This is a genomic window from Streptomyces sp. NPDC048191 (genome assembly GCF_040652655.1).
Classification (GTDB): Bacteria; Actinomycetota; Actinomycetes; order Streptomycetales; family Streptomycetaceae; genus Streptomyces.
Genome location: NZ_JBEZMO010000003.1, coordinates 173774 through 187282, shown reverse-complemented (window position 1 = coordinate 187282; position 13509 = coordinate 173774). Strand labels below are relative to the sequence as shown.

Here is a 13509-nt window from a genome sequence, read left to right as displayed (position 1 = left end):
TGAGCACGGCTCGGCCGATGGCGTAGCGTGCCCGGCATGACGACGACAGCCGCCACTGACGCCGACGAGTCCGGAGCCCACCCCCGTTTCGCCGAAGCCCTCCGCACCCTCGGCCTCGCCGACGTCCTCGCACGGACCCGGCGGTTCCCGGAGGCCACCCGGACCGCCGCCGAGGCCGCCGCGGCCATCGGGTGCGAGCTCAGCCAGATCTGCAAGTCGCTGATCTTCGCCGCCGACGGGGCACCGGTGCTGGTCCTGATGGACGGGGCCTCACGCGTGGACGTGGAGCGGGTGCGGGAGGAACTGGGCGCGGGCAAGGTCACCCGGGCCGACGCCGGTGTGGTGCGCGAGACCACCGGGTACGCCATCGGCGGTGTGCCGCCCTTCGGACACCGCACGCGCACGCGTGTCCTCGCCGACCGCTCGCTGCTCGCCCACGACGTGGTGTGGGCGGCCGCCGGTACGCCGCACACCGTCTTCCCGATCGAGCCCGGGGCGCTCGTCGCGCATGCCGGCGCCGACCTGGTGGACGTGCGCGAGCCGACCGCGTGACGCCACTCGTCACGGCCGCCGTCCTGCTGGCCGCGGTGACCCACGCGAGCTGGAACGCCATCGCGCACCGCATCACCGACAAACTGGTCGGCTTCACCCTGATCTCCGGCGGCGGGGTGCTGATCGGCCTGGCGACGGCGCCGTTCGTGGCGTTCCCGGCCGGACCCGCCTGGCCGTACCTGCTGGCCTCGGCGGTGGTCCACATCGCCTATTACGCCCTGCTGATGACCTCCTTCCGGCTCGGTGACTTCGGGCAGGCGTACCCCCTCGCACGCGGCAGCGCCCCGCTCGTGGTCACCGTGCTGGCCGCCCTGTTCGCCCATGAGGTGCCCGGCGCCTGGGCGATGGCCGGGATCGCCGTGTCCTGTGTGGGGCTCATGGGTGTCAGCCTGTGGGGGCTGCGCGGCGGCCGGCCCGACTGGGCGGCGATCGGCGCGGCCCTCGCGACCGGGCTGACGATCGCGGTGTACACCGTCATCGACGGCCTGGGCGTACGCGCGGCGCACTCCCCGCTCGGGTACATCGCCTGGCTCATGGCCATCCAGGGCGTCGTCGTCCCGGCCTACCTGTACGCACGCGCGCGTGCCGGCACCGTCCGGCTGCTCCGGCCGTACGCCGCCCTCGGCCTCCTCGGCGCCGCCCTGTCCGTCACCGCGTACGCCCTGGTCCTGTGGGCCCAGACCCGCGCCGAACTGGCGCCGATCGCCGCCCTGCGCGAGTCCTCGATCATCGTCGGCGCCGCGATCGGAGCGGTGCTCTTCAAGGAGCGCTTCGGCGGGCCCAGGATCGCGGCGGCCGGACTGCTCGTGGTGGGGATCGGGTTGATGATGCACGCCGGGTAGGTGGGTAGCCCGGTAGTGAGGAGCACCGGGCAGCAACAGGAACGACAGGGAGCCGTCAATGACCGACAAGCCGACCGTCACCGTACTGGGCACCGGCATCATGGGGGCCGCGATGGCCCGCAACCTGTGCCGGGCCGGGCTGGACGTGCGCGCGTGGAACCGTACGCGCGAGAAGGCCGAGCCGCTCGCCGCCGACGGCGCCCGCATCGCCGGCACTCCCGCCGCGGCCGTCGAGGGCGCCGACGTCGTCCTGACGATGCTGTACGACGGCAACACCGTCCTGGACGTCATGCGGGAGGCCGCGCCCGCCCTGCGGCCCGGCACGGTGTGGGCGCAGTGCACCACCGCCGGGATCGAACTGGTCGGCGACCTGGCGGCCTTCGCGGCCGAGCAGGGGCTCGTCTTCTACGACGCGCCCGTCCTCGGCACCAAGCAGCCCGCCGAGGCGGGACAGCTGACCGTGCTGGCGGCCGGGCCGCGGGAGGGGCGGGAGACGGTCGCGCCCGTCTTCGACGCGGTGGGCGCGAAGACCATGTGGACCGGCGACGACGGCGGCGCGGGCAGCGCCAGCCGGCTGAAGCTGGTCGCCAACAGCTGGGTGCTCGCCGCCACCGCGGCGGCCGGTGAGGTCCTCGCCCTCTCCCAGGCCCTCGGGGTGGATCCGCAGGGCTTCTTCGACCTCGTCGCGGGCGGCCCGCTCGACATGGGCTACCTGCGGACCAAGATCGCGCTGGTGCTCGACGGCAAGCTGTCCCCGGCGTCGTTCGCGGTGGCCACCGCCGAGAAGGACGCCCGTCTCATCGTGCAGGCCGGCGAGCACGGCGGCGTACGGCTGGACGTCGCCGCGGCGACCGCGGAACGGTTCGCGCGGGCCGCCGCACAGGGGCATGCGGACGAGGACATGGCCGCCGCCTACTTCGCGAGTTTCGACGGCAAGGACGAGTAGGGCGGGACGCCGGGCGGCCGGGGCGACGTCGACATGACGGGCCGGGGTGCCGGGGCGCACCCTGGAAGCAGCGGTTTTCGGAGGTGATCGTCATGATGCACACCGCTGTCGGATGGCATGTCGAGCTGGAGTTCATGGAGGACGATCAGCACACACGGGCAGCGGCCCTGGTGCGCTTGCCCGACGGAACGGAGGTACGGGCGCACGGGCACGCCACCCGGCACAGCGTCGACTCCAACCAGCCCAGGGTGGGCGAGGAGATAGCCGGCGCGCGTGCCCTCAACGAACTGGCCATGCAACTGCTGACCAAGGCGCACGACGAGATCGACGCGGCGTCCGGACGGACCTCGCACACGATCAACGTGTGAGCTTCTACGCGAGCGCCGTGCGTACCGCCCGTACCAGCGCCTGTGCCCTCGGGTCCGCCGTCACGCTCTTCCGGAAGCCGTTGGTGACATAGCCGAAGGCGATGCCGGTCTCCGGGTCGGCGAACGCGAGGGCGCCGCCCCGGCCCGGGTGGCCGAAGGAGCCGGGGGAGAGCAGCGGGGACGCCGCGCCGTGCAGCATGTAGCCGAGGCCGAACCGGGTGCCGACCACCAGGACCCGGTCCGGTCCGGCGGACTGCTCGCCGCGGGCCAGCTCCCTCGTCTCCGGGGTGAACAGCCGGGTGCCGCCGTCGACCTCGCCGATCAGCGAGGCGTAGAAGCGCGCCAGCCCGTCGGCGGTGGCGATGCCGTTGGAGGCGGGCAGGGCGGCCGCGCGGTAGGCGGGGTCGTTCTCGTCGGGGAGCGGGGTGATCGCGGCGAACGCGCGCCGGGTCAGCGAGTCCGGGTCGGCGTAGGCCTCGGCGACCGCGCGCTTGGGCCGGGTCTTCAGGCCGCCCACGGCCTCGGGTGCCTCGGCGGGGCCGACGCGGCCCGCGCGCGCCTGCTCCGGCTCCGGCAGGCCGAGCCACAGGTCCGCGCCGACGGGACGCGCGATCTCCTGCGCGATCCACTCGCCGACCGGGCGGCCGGTGATCCGCCGGATCAGCTCGCCGGTGAGCCAGCTGTAGGTCTGCGCGTGGTAGCCGTGGTCGGTGCCCGGCTCCCACACCGGCGCCTGGGCGGCGACCGCCGCGGCGCCGAGATCGGGGTCGGCGGCCTCGGCGGGGGTGAGCGGGCGGTCCAGTACGGGTACGCCCGCGCGGTGTGCCAGCAGGTGCCGTACGAGGGTGTGCTCCTTGCCGGCCGCCTTGTACTCGGGCCAGTACGTGCCGACCGGGGCGTCCAGGTCCAGTTCGCCGCGCTGGTGCAGGAGCAGCAGCGCCGCGGCGGCGACGCCCTTGGTCGCGGACCGCACGATCTGCGCGGTCCCGGGCTCCCACGGGGCCGTGCCTTCCGTGTCCTCGACGTTCTTCGCGCCGGCCCACAGATCGACGACCCTGTGCCCGTCGCGGTACACGGCGACGGCTGCGCCACGCTCCCCGAGCAGCGTGAAGTTCGCTGCGAACGCCTCCCTGACCGGCTCGAAGCCCTCGGCCACTGTGCCGTTCACGTCCACGCCCGCCGTCCTTTCGATCACTGTCCCATCGCCTGCGACAGTGGGTGGAACACCGGCTGCGCGCCTGGGATTCCTCGGTGGGATCAGCCCAGCAGGATCGTTACGTCGATGTTGCCGCGCGTCGCGTTGGAGTACGGGCAGACCTCGTGCGCCGCGTCCACCAGGCGGGCCGCCACGTCCGGGTCCAGGACCGGCAGGGAGACGCTGAGGGCGACCGCGAGGCCGTAGCCGCGGTGCTTGTTCGGTCCGATGCCGACCTTGGTGGCCACCGTGGAGCCGGTCAGGTCGTAGCCCTCCCGGTTGCCGACCAGGATCAGCGCGTTGTGGAAGCAGGAGCTGTAGCCGGCCGCGAACAGCTGCTCCGGGTTGGTGCCGTTGCCGTCGCCGCCCAGCTCCGGAGGCATCGCCACCTTCAGCTCGAGCTGGCCGTCCTGGCTGGTGACGTAGCCGTTGCGGCCGCCGTGGGCGGTGGCCTCGGCGACGTACATGATCTTCGTCGGACGGGTGTCGACAGCGGTGTCCTCGGTCATGGCCGGCCTCCCCCGGAACAAGTGGCGCACAAGTACATCGTGCACAAGGTACTGGCCGGTAGGTCAGCAGCTGGAGGCAGGGGGCCGCAACTGGGGGTAACGCGAGCTCAGCGCCGGTCGGCCGCCGCGTCGGCGCGCCCGGTGAGCCTCCACAACGCCTCGCGCAACCACGCGACCTCCTGCGCGCCGAGGCCCGTCGTGGTGAGCAGGGCGCCGGGTACGCGCTCCGCGCGCTCCCTGAGTTCCTCGCCGCGCCCCGTGCACGTGACGAGCACCGAGCGCTCGTCGCCGGCCGAGCGCTCCCTGCGCACCAGACCCGCCCCCTCCAGCCGCTTCAGCAGCGGGGAGACGGTGCCGTAGTCCAGCCGGAGGGCGCGCGCCAGCTCCTTCACGCTGGTCTCGCCGCGCTCCCACAGCACCAGCAGCACGAGGTACTGCGGGTAGGTGATCCCGAGGTCGTCCAGGAGGGGACGGTAGGCGGCGGTCACGGCGCGCTGTGCCGCGTACAGCGCGAAGCACAGCTGGTCGTCCAGCAGCAGCGACCCCTCGGCGGCGCGGTCCTCGTTCGTCACCCGCCCATTGTCACGGACTTCGGGTCGAAGCCGAAGGGCAACTCCAGCCGGTGCGCCCGCATCAGCTCCGCGTCGCAGAGCAGTTCGCCGGTCGGGCCGTCGGCCGCGATCACGCCGTCGCTGAGGACGAGGGAGCGCGGGCACAGCTCCAGGGCGTACGGCAGGTCGTGGGTGACCATGAGCACGGTGACGTCCAGGGAGCGCAGGATGTCGGCGAGTTCGCGGCGCGCGGCCGGGTCGAGGTTGGAGGACGGCTCGTCCAGGACGAGGATCTCCGGCTCCATCGCGAGCACGGTGGCCACCGCCACGCGCCGGCGCTGCCCGAAGGACAGGTGGTGCGGCGGGCGGTCGGCGAAGTCCCGCATGCCGACCCGTTCGAGGGCACGGTGCACCCGTTCCTCCAGCGCGGCGCCCTTGATCCCGGCGGCGGCCGGTCCGAACGCCACGTCCTCGCGCACAGTCGGCATGAACAACTGGTCGTCCGGGTCCTGGAAGACGATGCCGACCTTCTGCCGGATCGCGGCCATGTGCTGCTCGCCCACGGGCAGCCCGGCCACCGTCACCGTGCCGGTGCCGCCCCCCAGGATGCCGTTGAGGTGCAGCACCAGCGTGGTCTTGCCGGCGCCGTTCGGGCCGAGCAGCGCGACCCGCTCGCCACGTGCGATGGTGAAGTCGACGCCGAACAGGGCCTGGTGGCCGTCCGGGTAGGCGAAGGCGAGGCCGGAGACCTCCAGCGAAGCGGTGGCAGTACTCACAGGAACCATCCCAGCAGGCAGACGACGAGGGCGGTCGAGGGGAGCGCGAGCGCGCGCCGCCACTGCGCGCCGGACGCGGTCACCTCGTCGATGACCGGCATGGAACCGGCATAGCCGCGGCTCACCATGGCCAGGTGCACGCGCTCGCCGCGTTCGTAGGAGCGGATGAACAGCGCGCCGGCGGACTTGGCGAGCACGCCCCAGTGCCGCACGCCCCGGGCCTCGAAGCCGCGCGACTCCCGGGCGATCCGCATCCGGCGCATCTCGTCGGTGACGACGTCGCCGTAGCGGATCATGAAGGACGCGATCTGGACCAGCAGCGGCGGAAGCCTCAACCGCTGGAGCCCGAGCAGCAGTTCACGCAGTTCGGTGGTGGCGGCCAGCAGTACGGAGGCGGCGACGCCGAGGGTGCCCTTGGCGAGCACGTTCCAGGCGCCCCACAGCCCGTTCACGCTGAGCGAGAGGCCCAGTGCGTGCACCCGCTCGCCCTCCGCCACGAACGGCATGAGCACCGCGAACGCCACGAACGGGACCTCGATCAGCAGTCGCCGGAGCAGGAAGACGGCGGGCACGCGCGCGTGGTACGCGACGCGGGCGAGGAGGAGGGCGTACACCGCGAACGCCCACATCGCCCCGCGCGGGGTCGACACGACGACCACGACGAACAGGAAGGCGGCGGCGAGTTTGGTGTGCGGCGGCAGGCCGTGCACGGGCGAGTGCCCGTGCCGGTAGAGCCGGTGGGCGTGTCCCGCGCCCACGTCACAGGCCCGTGTTCACGGGGGAGACGTCCGAGCCCCGCCGCCGGCGCACCGCCCAGAACACCGCGCTGCCCGCCACGACCGTGACGCCGACGCCGATCACGCCCGCGAGACAGCCGGACAGCCGGGCGTCGGAGACGTCCCTGACGCCGTAGCCGGCGAGCGGGGAGTCGGCGGCGGCGTGCTTCCGCTCCTTGGTGTCGATGCCCTTGTCGTGCGCGACCTTCTCCAGGCCGTCGGGATTCGAGGAGGCGTAGAAGCTGACGAAACCGGCGAGCACCAGCGAGGTGACCAGACCCGTCACCCACAGCGCGCGCCGGGACGTGCGCGCCGCCACGGGTGCCGTGGGAGCCGGAGCGTCCACCAGCCCGCCGTTCACCCGAAGCTTGAGCCGTTGCCGCAGGCCGCGCGCGCCGTGCACGAGGTCCGGGCGCACGGCGATCACCGCACCGACCGTGAGCGCCGTGATGACGGCCTCGCCGAGGCCGATGAGGACATGGACGCCGATCATCGCGGTCGCGACCTTGCCGATGGAGACGTCGGTCGTGCCGCCGACCGCGTAGAGGAGGGTGAAGACGACGGCGGCGGCCGGCACGGAGACCAGCGCCGCGACGAAGGAGGCGACGGTCACCGAGCGCCGTCCGCGGGGCAGCACGGCGAGCAGCGCCCGGAAGACGGCGTACGACACGACCGTCGTGGTGAGCGCCATGTCGGTGACGTTCACACCGAGCGCGGTGAGCCCGCCGTCCGCGAACAGCACGCCCTGCATCAGCAGCACCACGGACACGCACAGCACGCCCGTGCAGGGGCCCACCAGGATCGCGGCGAGTGCCCCGCCCAGCAGGTGGCCGCTTGTTCCGGCCGCGACGGGGAAGTTGAGCATCTGTACGGCGAAGATGAACGCCGCCACCAGACCGGCCAGCGGGGCGGTCCGTTCGTCGAGCTCACGGCGGGCCCCGCGCAGGCTCACCGCGAGGGCGCCGGCGGCGACCACCCCGGTGACGGCGGAGGTGGGGGCGTCGATGAATCCGTCAGGTACATGCACCGAATGATTTTAGACCGTTGTTGCGAACGCTTTGCAAGAACTAGGAGCTCGTACGAGCAGCTGCAAGGAGATGAATGCCTCCAAAAGGCGCAAAACGGAAAATGTGGCACATTGGATAAGAAGCGAATGCATAGCTTCCGTGCAGGTCACTCAGGGTGAGAGGGCGGTCCGATGTCTGTGGTCGAGCAGTACGCGCGCGCCCATATCGTCACGGACGAGGAGGATCCCGGGTCCGTACCGGTGATGCTGCGGTATGACCCCGACTCCGATCCATGGTCGGTCCGGATCGACCTGCCAGTACCCGGCCCGCACGAGTGGACCTTCTCCCGCGCGCTGCTGGAACGGGGACTGCGGGCACCGGCCGAGAGCGGCGCCGTACGGGTGTGGCCGTGCGGGCGCGTGCAGGCCGTCGTCGAGTTCCACACCGACCACGGTGTCGAGGTGGTCCAGTTCGAGTCGAAGGCGCTGGCGAGATTTCTGCTCCGGACGTACACGGCGGAGCCGGTGGTGCGGAGCTGATCAGCCGCCCATCTTGAGGAGGGCCGCCACGATCGGGCCGGCGGTGTCGCCGCCGTGCCCGCCCGCCTGCACCACGCCCGCCGCGGCGAGATCGCCCTTGTAGGCGGTGAACCAGCCGTTCGGCTTCTTCTGCCCGTCGACCTCGGCGGAGCCCGTCTTGGCGCCGTAGTCCCCGCTCATGCCCGCCATCGCCTTGGCGGCCGTGCCGTAGTCCGCCGTGAACCGCATGACGTCCTTCAGCTGGGACCGCGTCTGCGACGACATCGTGCGCGCGGCCTTCGCCGGCGTGCGGTGGTCCACGTCCGGGGAGACCAGGTACGGCTGGTGGAAGGAGCCCGACGCCACCGTGGCCGACACCGACGCCATGTTCAGCGGGTTCATGCGCACCCCGCCCTGCCCGATCAGCGAGGCGCCCATCTGCGCGCCGCTCTGCACCGGGACGGAGCCGTCGAACGACGGGACGCCGATGGCCCAGTTGTCCATGCCGAGGCCGTAGACCTGCTGGGCCTCCTTCGTCAGGTCGCCGTTGGACAGCTTGGGCGCGAAATCGATGAAGGCGTTGTTGCAGGAGGCGCCGAAGCTCTGCTTGAACGTGCCCTTCTTGATCTCGGAGTTGTCGTCGTTGTGGAACGTCCAGCCCGCCAGCTTGTACGTCTTGGGGCAGGGGTGGGACGCGTCCGGGGTGATGAGCTTCTTCTCGAACAGCATGGTCGACGTCACGATCTTCATCGTGGAACCGGGCGCGAGAGAGCCCTGGAAGGCGACGTTGAAGCCGTGCTCGCTGTTGGCGACCGCGAGGATCTCACCGGTCGAGGGCCGTACGACGACCACGGAGGCCTTCGACCGCTTGCCGACCTGCTGCTCGGCGGCCGCCTGGAAGGTCGGGCTGAGCGTCGTCCTCACCGTGCCCGGCGTGCCCTTGCTCAGCTCCACCAGCGTCTTGTCGGAGAGCTTCGCCTGCTGTGCGGCCTTGCCGCGCACCACGCGCAGCTCGATGCCGGCCTTGCCGCCCGCCGTCTTGCCGTACTTCTCCCGCAGCCCGTCCAACACCGAGCCCAGGGAGGGGTACTTGGCCGTCGTCAGCTCGCCGCCGTCCCGGTCCAGCGCCTTGATCGGAGGGGTGCCGGACTCGCCCGTGACGAGCGTGTCGCCGTCCTTCAGGTCCGGGTGGACGACCGAGGAGTGCCAGTCGACCAGCGGCTTGCCGTCGCTCGCCCGGCGCACCACGGTGAGCGAACTGCCGTACGCCAGCGGCTTGCTGAGGTTCTGGTACGACACCGTCGCCTTGACGGAGAACGGCACCTTGGCGCCCGTGGCCGTGCCGGCGGTGAGTGTGACGCCCTTCAGGTGGGCGTCCTTGGCGTAGCCGGTGAGCAGCTTGGCGGCGGCCGAGGCGTCGTCGGTGGTGGCGGCCGCCTCGGTGAGCCTGCCCTGCTGCCAGGCGGTGAGGAAGCGGGTGGAGGCCGTGCGGATCTCGGCGGTGCTGAGCGGGCCGGTCTTGACGGCCTTGTGGTCGGCTCTGGCGGACGCCGGCTCGTCGGCCGCCGCCCCGCCGCCGGTCAGCGCGTAGACGCCGAAACCGGCGCCGCCGACGACCACGGCGATCAGCCCGCCGAGTACGGCGGGTCTGGTCGTCTTCCCTCGCTCGGCGACGCGCCTTCTCTTGCCCACAGCCTCAGTTCCTCCGTGCCTTCCCCGGGGTCCCCGTAAGCCCTCACACTCCTCAACGACGGCACTCACCTTAAGGTCCCCACCTTGGCGGGTGATGTCGGCGGCCGATCCGTAGCACGGTTGCGACAATCCGCACGGCGTCCACGAGCGCCGCGAGCCGATCGTGTCGGGTCCCGGCCAGGGTTTGGCCGGGCCGCGGTTACTACCAGGTTCGCTCGTCCGGAGCATGGAGCCTGTCGGCCACGTGAAGGACGGCCCGGCATCCTGCCGGGCCGTCCTGGCGTGTCCGCCCGGCTAGACCCAGGTGTCCAGCCACATCCGCGACCGCCAGGAGTCGATCGGGATGGCCGTGCCGGTGTAAAGGGGCCAGAAGTAGATGAAGTTCCAGGCGATCAGCAGCACCAGCACGCCCGCCGCCGAGGCGCCGACCACCCGGCGGGTCTCGGAGGAGCCCGGCGGGCCGATGATCGCACCGATCATCATCGCCACCGCCAGGCACAGGAACGGCAGGAAGACGACCGCGTAGAACAGGAAGATCGTCCGCTCCTGGTACATGAACCAGGGCAGATAACCGGCCGCGATCCCGCACGCGATGGCACCGGCCCGCCAGTCGCGGCGGAACGCCCAGCGCCACAGGACGTACAGGATCGCGAAGCAGGCCGCCCACCACAGCAGCGGCGTGCCGATCGCCAGCACCTCACGGGCGCACTTCTGTCCGGCGTTCGCGGGGCAGCCGTCGGCGCCGGGGTTGGGGGACTCGTAGAAGTACGACACCGGGCGGCCCAGCACGATCCAGCTCCACGGGTTGGACTGGTAGGTGTGCGGGGAGGTCAGGCCGACGTGGAACTCGTACACCTCGTGCTCGTAGTGCCACAGGCTGCGCAGCCAGTCCGGCAGGAAGGTCCAGCTGCCGCCCTTGCCGTCGGTGGCCGCCCAGTTGCGGAAGTAGCCGCCGGTGCCGTCGGCCGGGGAGAGGATCCAGCCGGTCCAGGAGAGCAGGTAGACGGCGATCGCCAGCGGGACCGTGGCCAGGAAGGCGATGCCGGTGTCGTACTTCAGGGCCGCCGCGTACGGGCGCCGGGCCCCGGCCGTCCTGCGCGCACCGACGTCCCACAGCACCGCCATCACGCAGAACGCGGCCAGGATGTACAAGCCGTTCCACTTCGTGCCGATGGCCAGGCCCAGCATCAGCCCCGCCGCCCAGCGCCAGGGACGCAGGCCGAAGCGGAACGTATCGGCCACCTGCTCGTCCGGCCGGACCCGGCCGTCGGCGTCCACCGGCAGCGCGGCGGCCAGTCTCTCCCGTGACCGGTCCCGGTCGATGACCAGACAGCCGAACGCGGCCACCACGAAGAACATCAGCACGCCGTCGAGCAGCGAGGTCCGGCTCATCACGAACTGCAGGCCGTCCACCGCCATCAGCGCGCCCGCCAGGCAGCCGAGGAACGTCGAGCGGAACATCCGGCGCCCGATCCGGCACAGCAGCAGCACGCTCAGCGTCCCCAGCAGGGCCGTCATGAACCGCCAGCCGAACGGGTCGAACCCGAACATCAGCTCGCCGAGCCCGATGACGTACTTGCCGACCGGCGGGTGCACGACATAGGCCGCGTCCGTCGGGATCACGAGGTGACCGTGGGTCTGCAGCACCAGGTCGTTGGCGTTCTTGTCCCAGTTGACCTCGAAACCGCGGTGGACGAGCGCCCAGGCGTCCTTGGCGTAGTACGTCTCGTCGAATATCACCGCGCGCGGGCTGCCCAGGTTCCAGAACCGCATCAGGCCCGCCATCAGCGTCACCAGCAGCGGACCGCCCCAGCCCGACCAGCGGGTGATCCGCTCGGCGAGGACCGGCGGCACGCCGAGCGTCTGCCACAGCCGGGGGCCCGGCTCGGCGTACGGGGGCACCAGCCGGTCGCGTACGTCGCCCGAGGGCGCGTCCTTGGCCGCTACGTATCCGAATCGGCGCAGCCGCTGCTGCCACGACGGCCGCTGGTCGTGCGGCGTCTGGCCCTGCCGGAGGTCCATGGAGGACGCGGTACTGGTCACCGCGCCATGGTAGGGAACCGTTCTGTGCGAGTCCCGTGCATGTGCGGTACCGGTCGGGATGCGGTGGTTCTCCCGGGGTACGGGGGCGGGCCGCGCGGCGGCCGGGGGCTGGGAGGATGGGGGTGTGACTGGAACCCTTGTCCTGGCAGGTACCCCCATCGGCGACATCGCGGACGCGCCGCCGCGGCTGGCCGAGGAGCTGGCCGGCGCCGACGTCGTCGCCGCCGAGGACACCCGGCGGCTGCGCCGGCTCACCCAGGCCCTCGGCGTCACGCCCAAGGGCCGCGTGGTGTCGTACTTCGAGGGCAACGAGACCGCACGGACGCCGGAGCTGGTCGAGGAGCTGCTCGGCGGCGCGCGTGTGCTGCTGGTGACCGACGCCGGGATGCCGTCGGTCTCCGACCCGGGCTACCGGCTGGTCGCGGCCGCCGTCGAGAAGGAGATCCGGGTCACCGCCGTGCCCGGGCCGTCCGCCGTGCTCACCGCCCTGGCGCTGTCAGGGCTGCCCGTCGACCGGTTCTGCTTCGAGGGCTTCCTGCCGCGCAAGGCGGGCGAGCGGCTGTCCCGGCTGCGGGAGGTCGCGGGCGAGCGCCGCACCCTCGTGTACTTCGAGGCCCCGCACCGGCTCGACGACACCCTCGCCGCCATGGCCGAGGTCTTCGGCGCCGACCGGCGGGCCGCCGTCTGCCGCGAGCTGACCAAGACCTACGAGGAGGTGCGGCGCGGTCCGCTGGCCGAGCTGGCGCGCTGGGCCGCGGAGGGGGTCCGTGGGGAGATCACCGTGGTGGTCGAGGGGGCGCCGGAACGCGGACCCGAGGAACTGGACGCCGCGGAACTGGTACGTCGGGTACGCGCGCGTGAGGAGGCCGGGGAGCGGCGCAAGGAGGCCATCGCGGCGGTCGCGGCGGACGCCGGGCTGCCGAAGCGGGTCGTCTTCGACGCCGTGGTTGCAGCGAAGAGCTCCGCCGGGGGAGCCGGAGCCGGATAGCACCGGTGGGCCCGGGGTCCGTGGCGGGCCGCGGGGCCGTTCCCGCGGGTCGCGCGGTCGCCCGCGCCCCTTTCGGGGCGCTGCCCCGGCGTGCGCCCATAGGCCCTGTGAGCAGGGGCGTTCTCGGGTGAGCGGACGAGCCATGGGACGGCAAAGGGCTGTCGCCGATGGCAAAGGGAAACGGGGCCGACCGGGGGCTTTTCGGCAAGGAAGACTCAAATCGCCTCCAACACTCGACAGCCCTGATGCATTCGCGCTGGTGAAGGCGTCCACTGGTCGAAGGGATGTATTCGTCCCCCGACCAGCGGACAAGAGGAGCTGGCATGAGTGAGATCGCAGGGCAGACCGGCCTCCGCGGCACGCCCACAGCCGTCGTTCACGAGTCGTACGCGTTCGCCTGCATGAGGTGCGGGCACGGCTGGGAGCAGTCGTACGAGATAGAGCACCACACGGATGCCGAGGGGCAGGAGTTCGTGCTCTACGTGGCCGACGGCCGGGTCGTGCCGTCGCCGCTGAGCCGGCCCAGCTGCCACAACTGCGACGGCCACGTGGTGCGGATCATGCGCGCGGGACAGGTCTCGTCGGTGCGCGGCGCCGGGGAGCGGCACCACAGCGTGCCCCAGGCGGGCCCGGTCGAGGTGCCCGAGCTGCCCGCGGCACCCAAGGAGCCGCACCACTGGCACCTGTCCGACCTCCTGCACCCCTTCCAGCACAAGGCCGGCTGAGCGGAGCACCGGCCGTCGGGG

Annotated in this window: 15 protein-coding genes; 7 read left to right on the top strand and 8 right to left on the bottom strand. The window is 72.1% G+C overall.

The window, feature by feature from the left end; genetic code table 11:
• Positions 1-36 precede the first annotated feature (36 nt).
• The 4 genes from AB0D93_RS06645 to AB0D93_RS06630 all read left to right on the top strand — a co-directional run bounded on the left by AB0D93_RS06645 (position 37) and on the right by AB0D93_RS06630 (position 2708).
• Complete coding sequence (locus AB0D93_RS06645) at positions 37-552, top strand: YbaK/EbsC family protein (RefSeq protein ID WP_362114039.1); 516 nt, start codon at positions 37-39, stop codon at positions 550-552.
• Entirely contained in the window at positions 549-1394 is an 846-nt protein-coding gene (locus AB0D93_RS06640; protein ID WP_362114036.1) for a DMT family transporter, read from the top strand. The genes AB0D93_RS06645 and AB0D93_RS06640 overlap by 4 nt, the downstream gene beginning before the upstream one ends.
• Positions 1395-1452: 58 nt before the next feature.
• Entirely contained in the window at positions 1453-2340 is an 888-nt protein-coding gene (locus AB0D93_RS06635) for an NAD(P)-dependent oxidoreductase (protein ID WP_362114033.1), read from the top strand.
• A 92-nt stretch (positions 2341-2432) separates the two neighbouring features.
• On the top strand, positions 2433-2708 hold the full coding sequence (locus tag AB0D93_RS06630; RefSeq protein WP_362114030.1) for a DUF1876 domain-containing protein: 276 nt from the start codon (positions 2433-2435) through the stop codon (positions 2706-2708).
• Positions 2709-2712: 4 nt separating this feature from the next.
• On the opposite strand, the gene AB0D93_RS06625 is transcribed toward AB0D93_RS06630, so the two are convergent.
• From AB0D93_RS06625 to AB0D93_RS06600, 6 genes are all read right to left on the bottom strand, one after another.
• Complete coding sequence (locus tag AB0D93_RS06625) at positions 2713-3882, bottom strand: serine hydrolase domain-containing protein (protein WP_362114027.1); 1170 nt, start codon at positions 3880-3882, stop codon at positions 2713-2715.
• An 83-nt stretch (positions 3883-3965) separates the two neighbouring features.
• Positions 3966-4412, bottom strand: coding sequence for an organic hydroperoxide resistance protein (locus tag AB0D93_RS06620; protein ID WP_362114024.1), 447 nt, complete (start codon positions 4410-4412; stop codon positions 3966-3968).
• A gap of 107 nt (positions 4413-4519) precedes the next feature.
• A complete protein-coding gene (locus AB0D93_RS06615; protein WP_362114021.1) occupies positions 4520-4984 on the bottom strand; it encodes a MarR family transcriptional regulator in 465 nt (154 codons plus the stop codon).
• The gene (locus AB0D93_RS06610) at positions 4981-5748 is read right to left on the bottom strand and encodes an ABC transporter ATP-binding protein (RefSeq protein ID WP_362114018.1); all 768 of its coding nucleotides are present in this window, start codon (positions 5746-5748) and stop codon (positions 4981-4983) included. Before AB0D93_RS06610 ends, AB0D93_RS06615 begins: the two co-directional genes overlap by 4 nt.
• Positions 5736-6497, bottom strand: a complete 762-nt coding sequence (cbiQ, locus tag AB0D93_RS06605; RefSeq protein ID WP_362114015.1) for a cobalt ECF transporter T component CbiQ — start codon at positions 6495-6497, stop codon at positions 5736-5738. The genes AB0D93_RS06610 and cbiQ overlap by 13 nt, the downstream gene beginning before the upstream one ends.
• Before the next feature lies 1 nt (position 6498).
• Entirely contained in the window at positions 6499-7542 is a 1044-nt protein-coding gene (locus AB0D93_RS06600; protein WP_362114012.1) for an energy-coupling factor ABC transporter permease, read from the bottom strand.
• Positions 7543-7713: 171 nt separating this feature from the next.
• On the opposite strand from AB0D93_RS06600, the gene AB0D93_RS06595 reads away from it, so the two are divergent.
• Positions 7714-8061 (top strand): SsgA family sporulation/cell division regulator, encoded by a 348-nt coding sequence (locus AB0D93_RS06595; protein ID WP_362114009.1) that lies wholly within the window; start codon positions 7714-7716, stop codon positions 8059-8061.
• Here the strand turns inward: AB0D93_RS06595 and AB0D93_RS06590 are convergent, their stop codons facing one another.
• Both AB0D93_RS06590 and AB0D93_RS06585 read right to left on the bottom strand, forming a co-directional pair.
• On the bottom strand, positions 8062-9732 hold the full coding sequence (locus AB0D93_RS06590; protein ID WP_362114006.1) for a penicillin-binding transpeptidase domain-containing protein: 1671 nt from the start codon (positions 9730-9732) through the stop codon (positions 8062-8064).
• A gap of 294 nt (positions 9733-10026) precedes the next feature.
• Positions 10027-11775 (bottom strand): phospholipid carrier-dependent glycosyltransferase, encoded by a 1749-nt coding sequence (locus tag AB0D93_RS06585; RefSeq protein WP_362114003.1) that lies wholly within the window; start codon positions 11773-11775, stop codon positions 10027-10029.
• 124 nt (positions 11776-11899) lie between these two features.
• Here AB0D93_RS06585 and rsmI point away from each other — a divergent pair, with 124 nt between their 5' ends.
• On the top strand, positions 11900-12763 hold the full coding sequence (rsmI, locus tag AB0D93_RS06580) for a 16S rRNA (cytidine(1402)-2'-O)-methyltransferase (protein WP_362114000.1): 864 nt from the start codon (positions 11900-11902) through the stop codon (positions 12761-12763).
• A gap of 323 nt (positions 12764-13086) precedes the next feature.
• Positions 13087-13488 carry a hypothetical protein gene (locus AB0D93_RS06575; RefSeq protein ID WP_362113997.1) on the top strand — a complete coding sequence of 134 codons (402 nt, stop codon included), beginning with the start codon at positions 13087-13089 and terminating at the stop codon, positions 13486-13488.
• Positions 13489-13509: the final 21 nt, after the last annotated feature.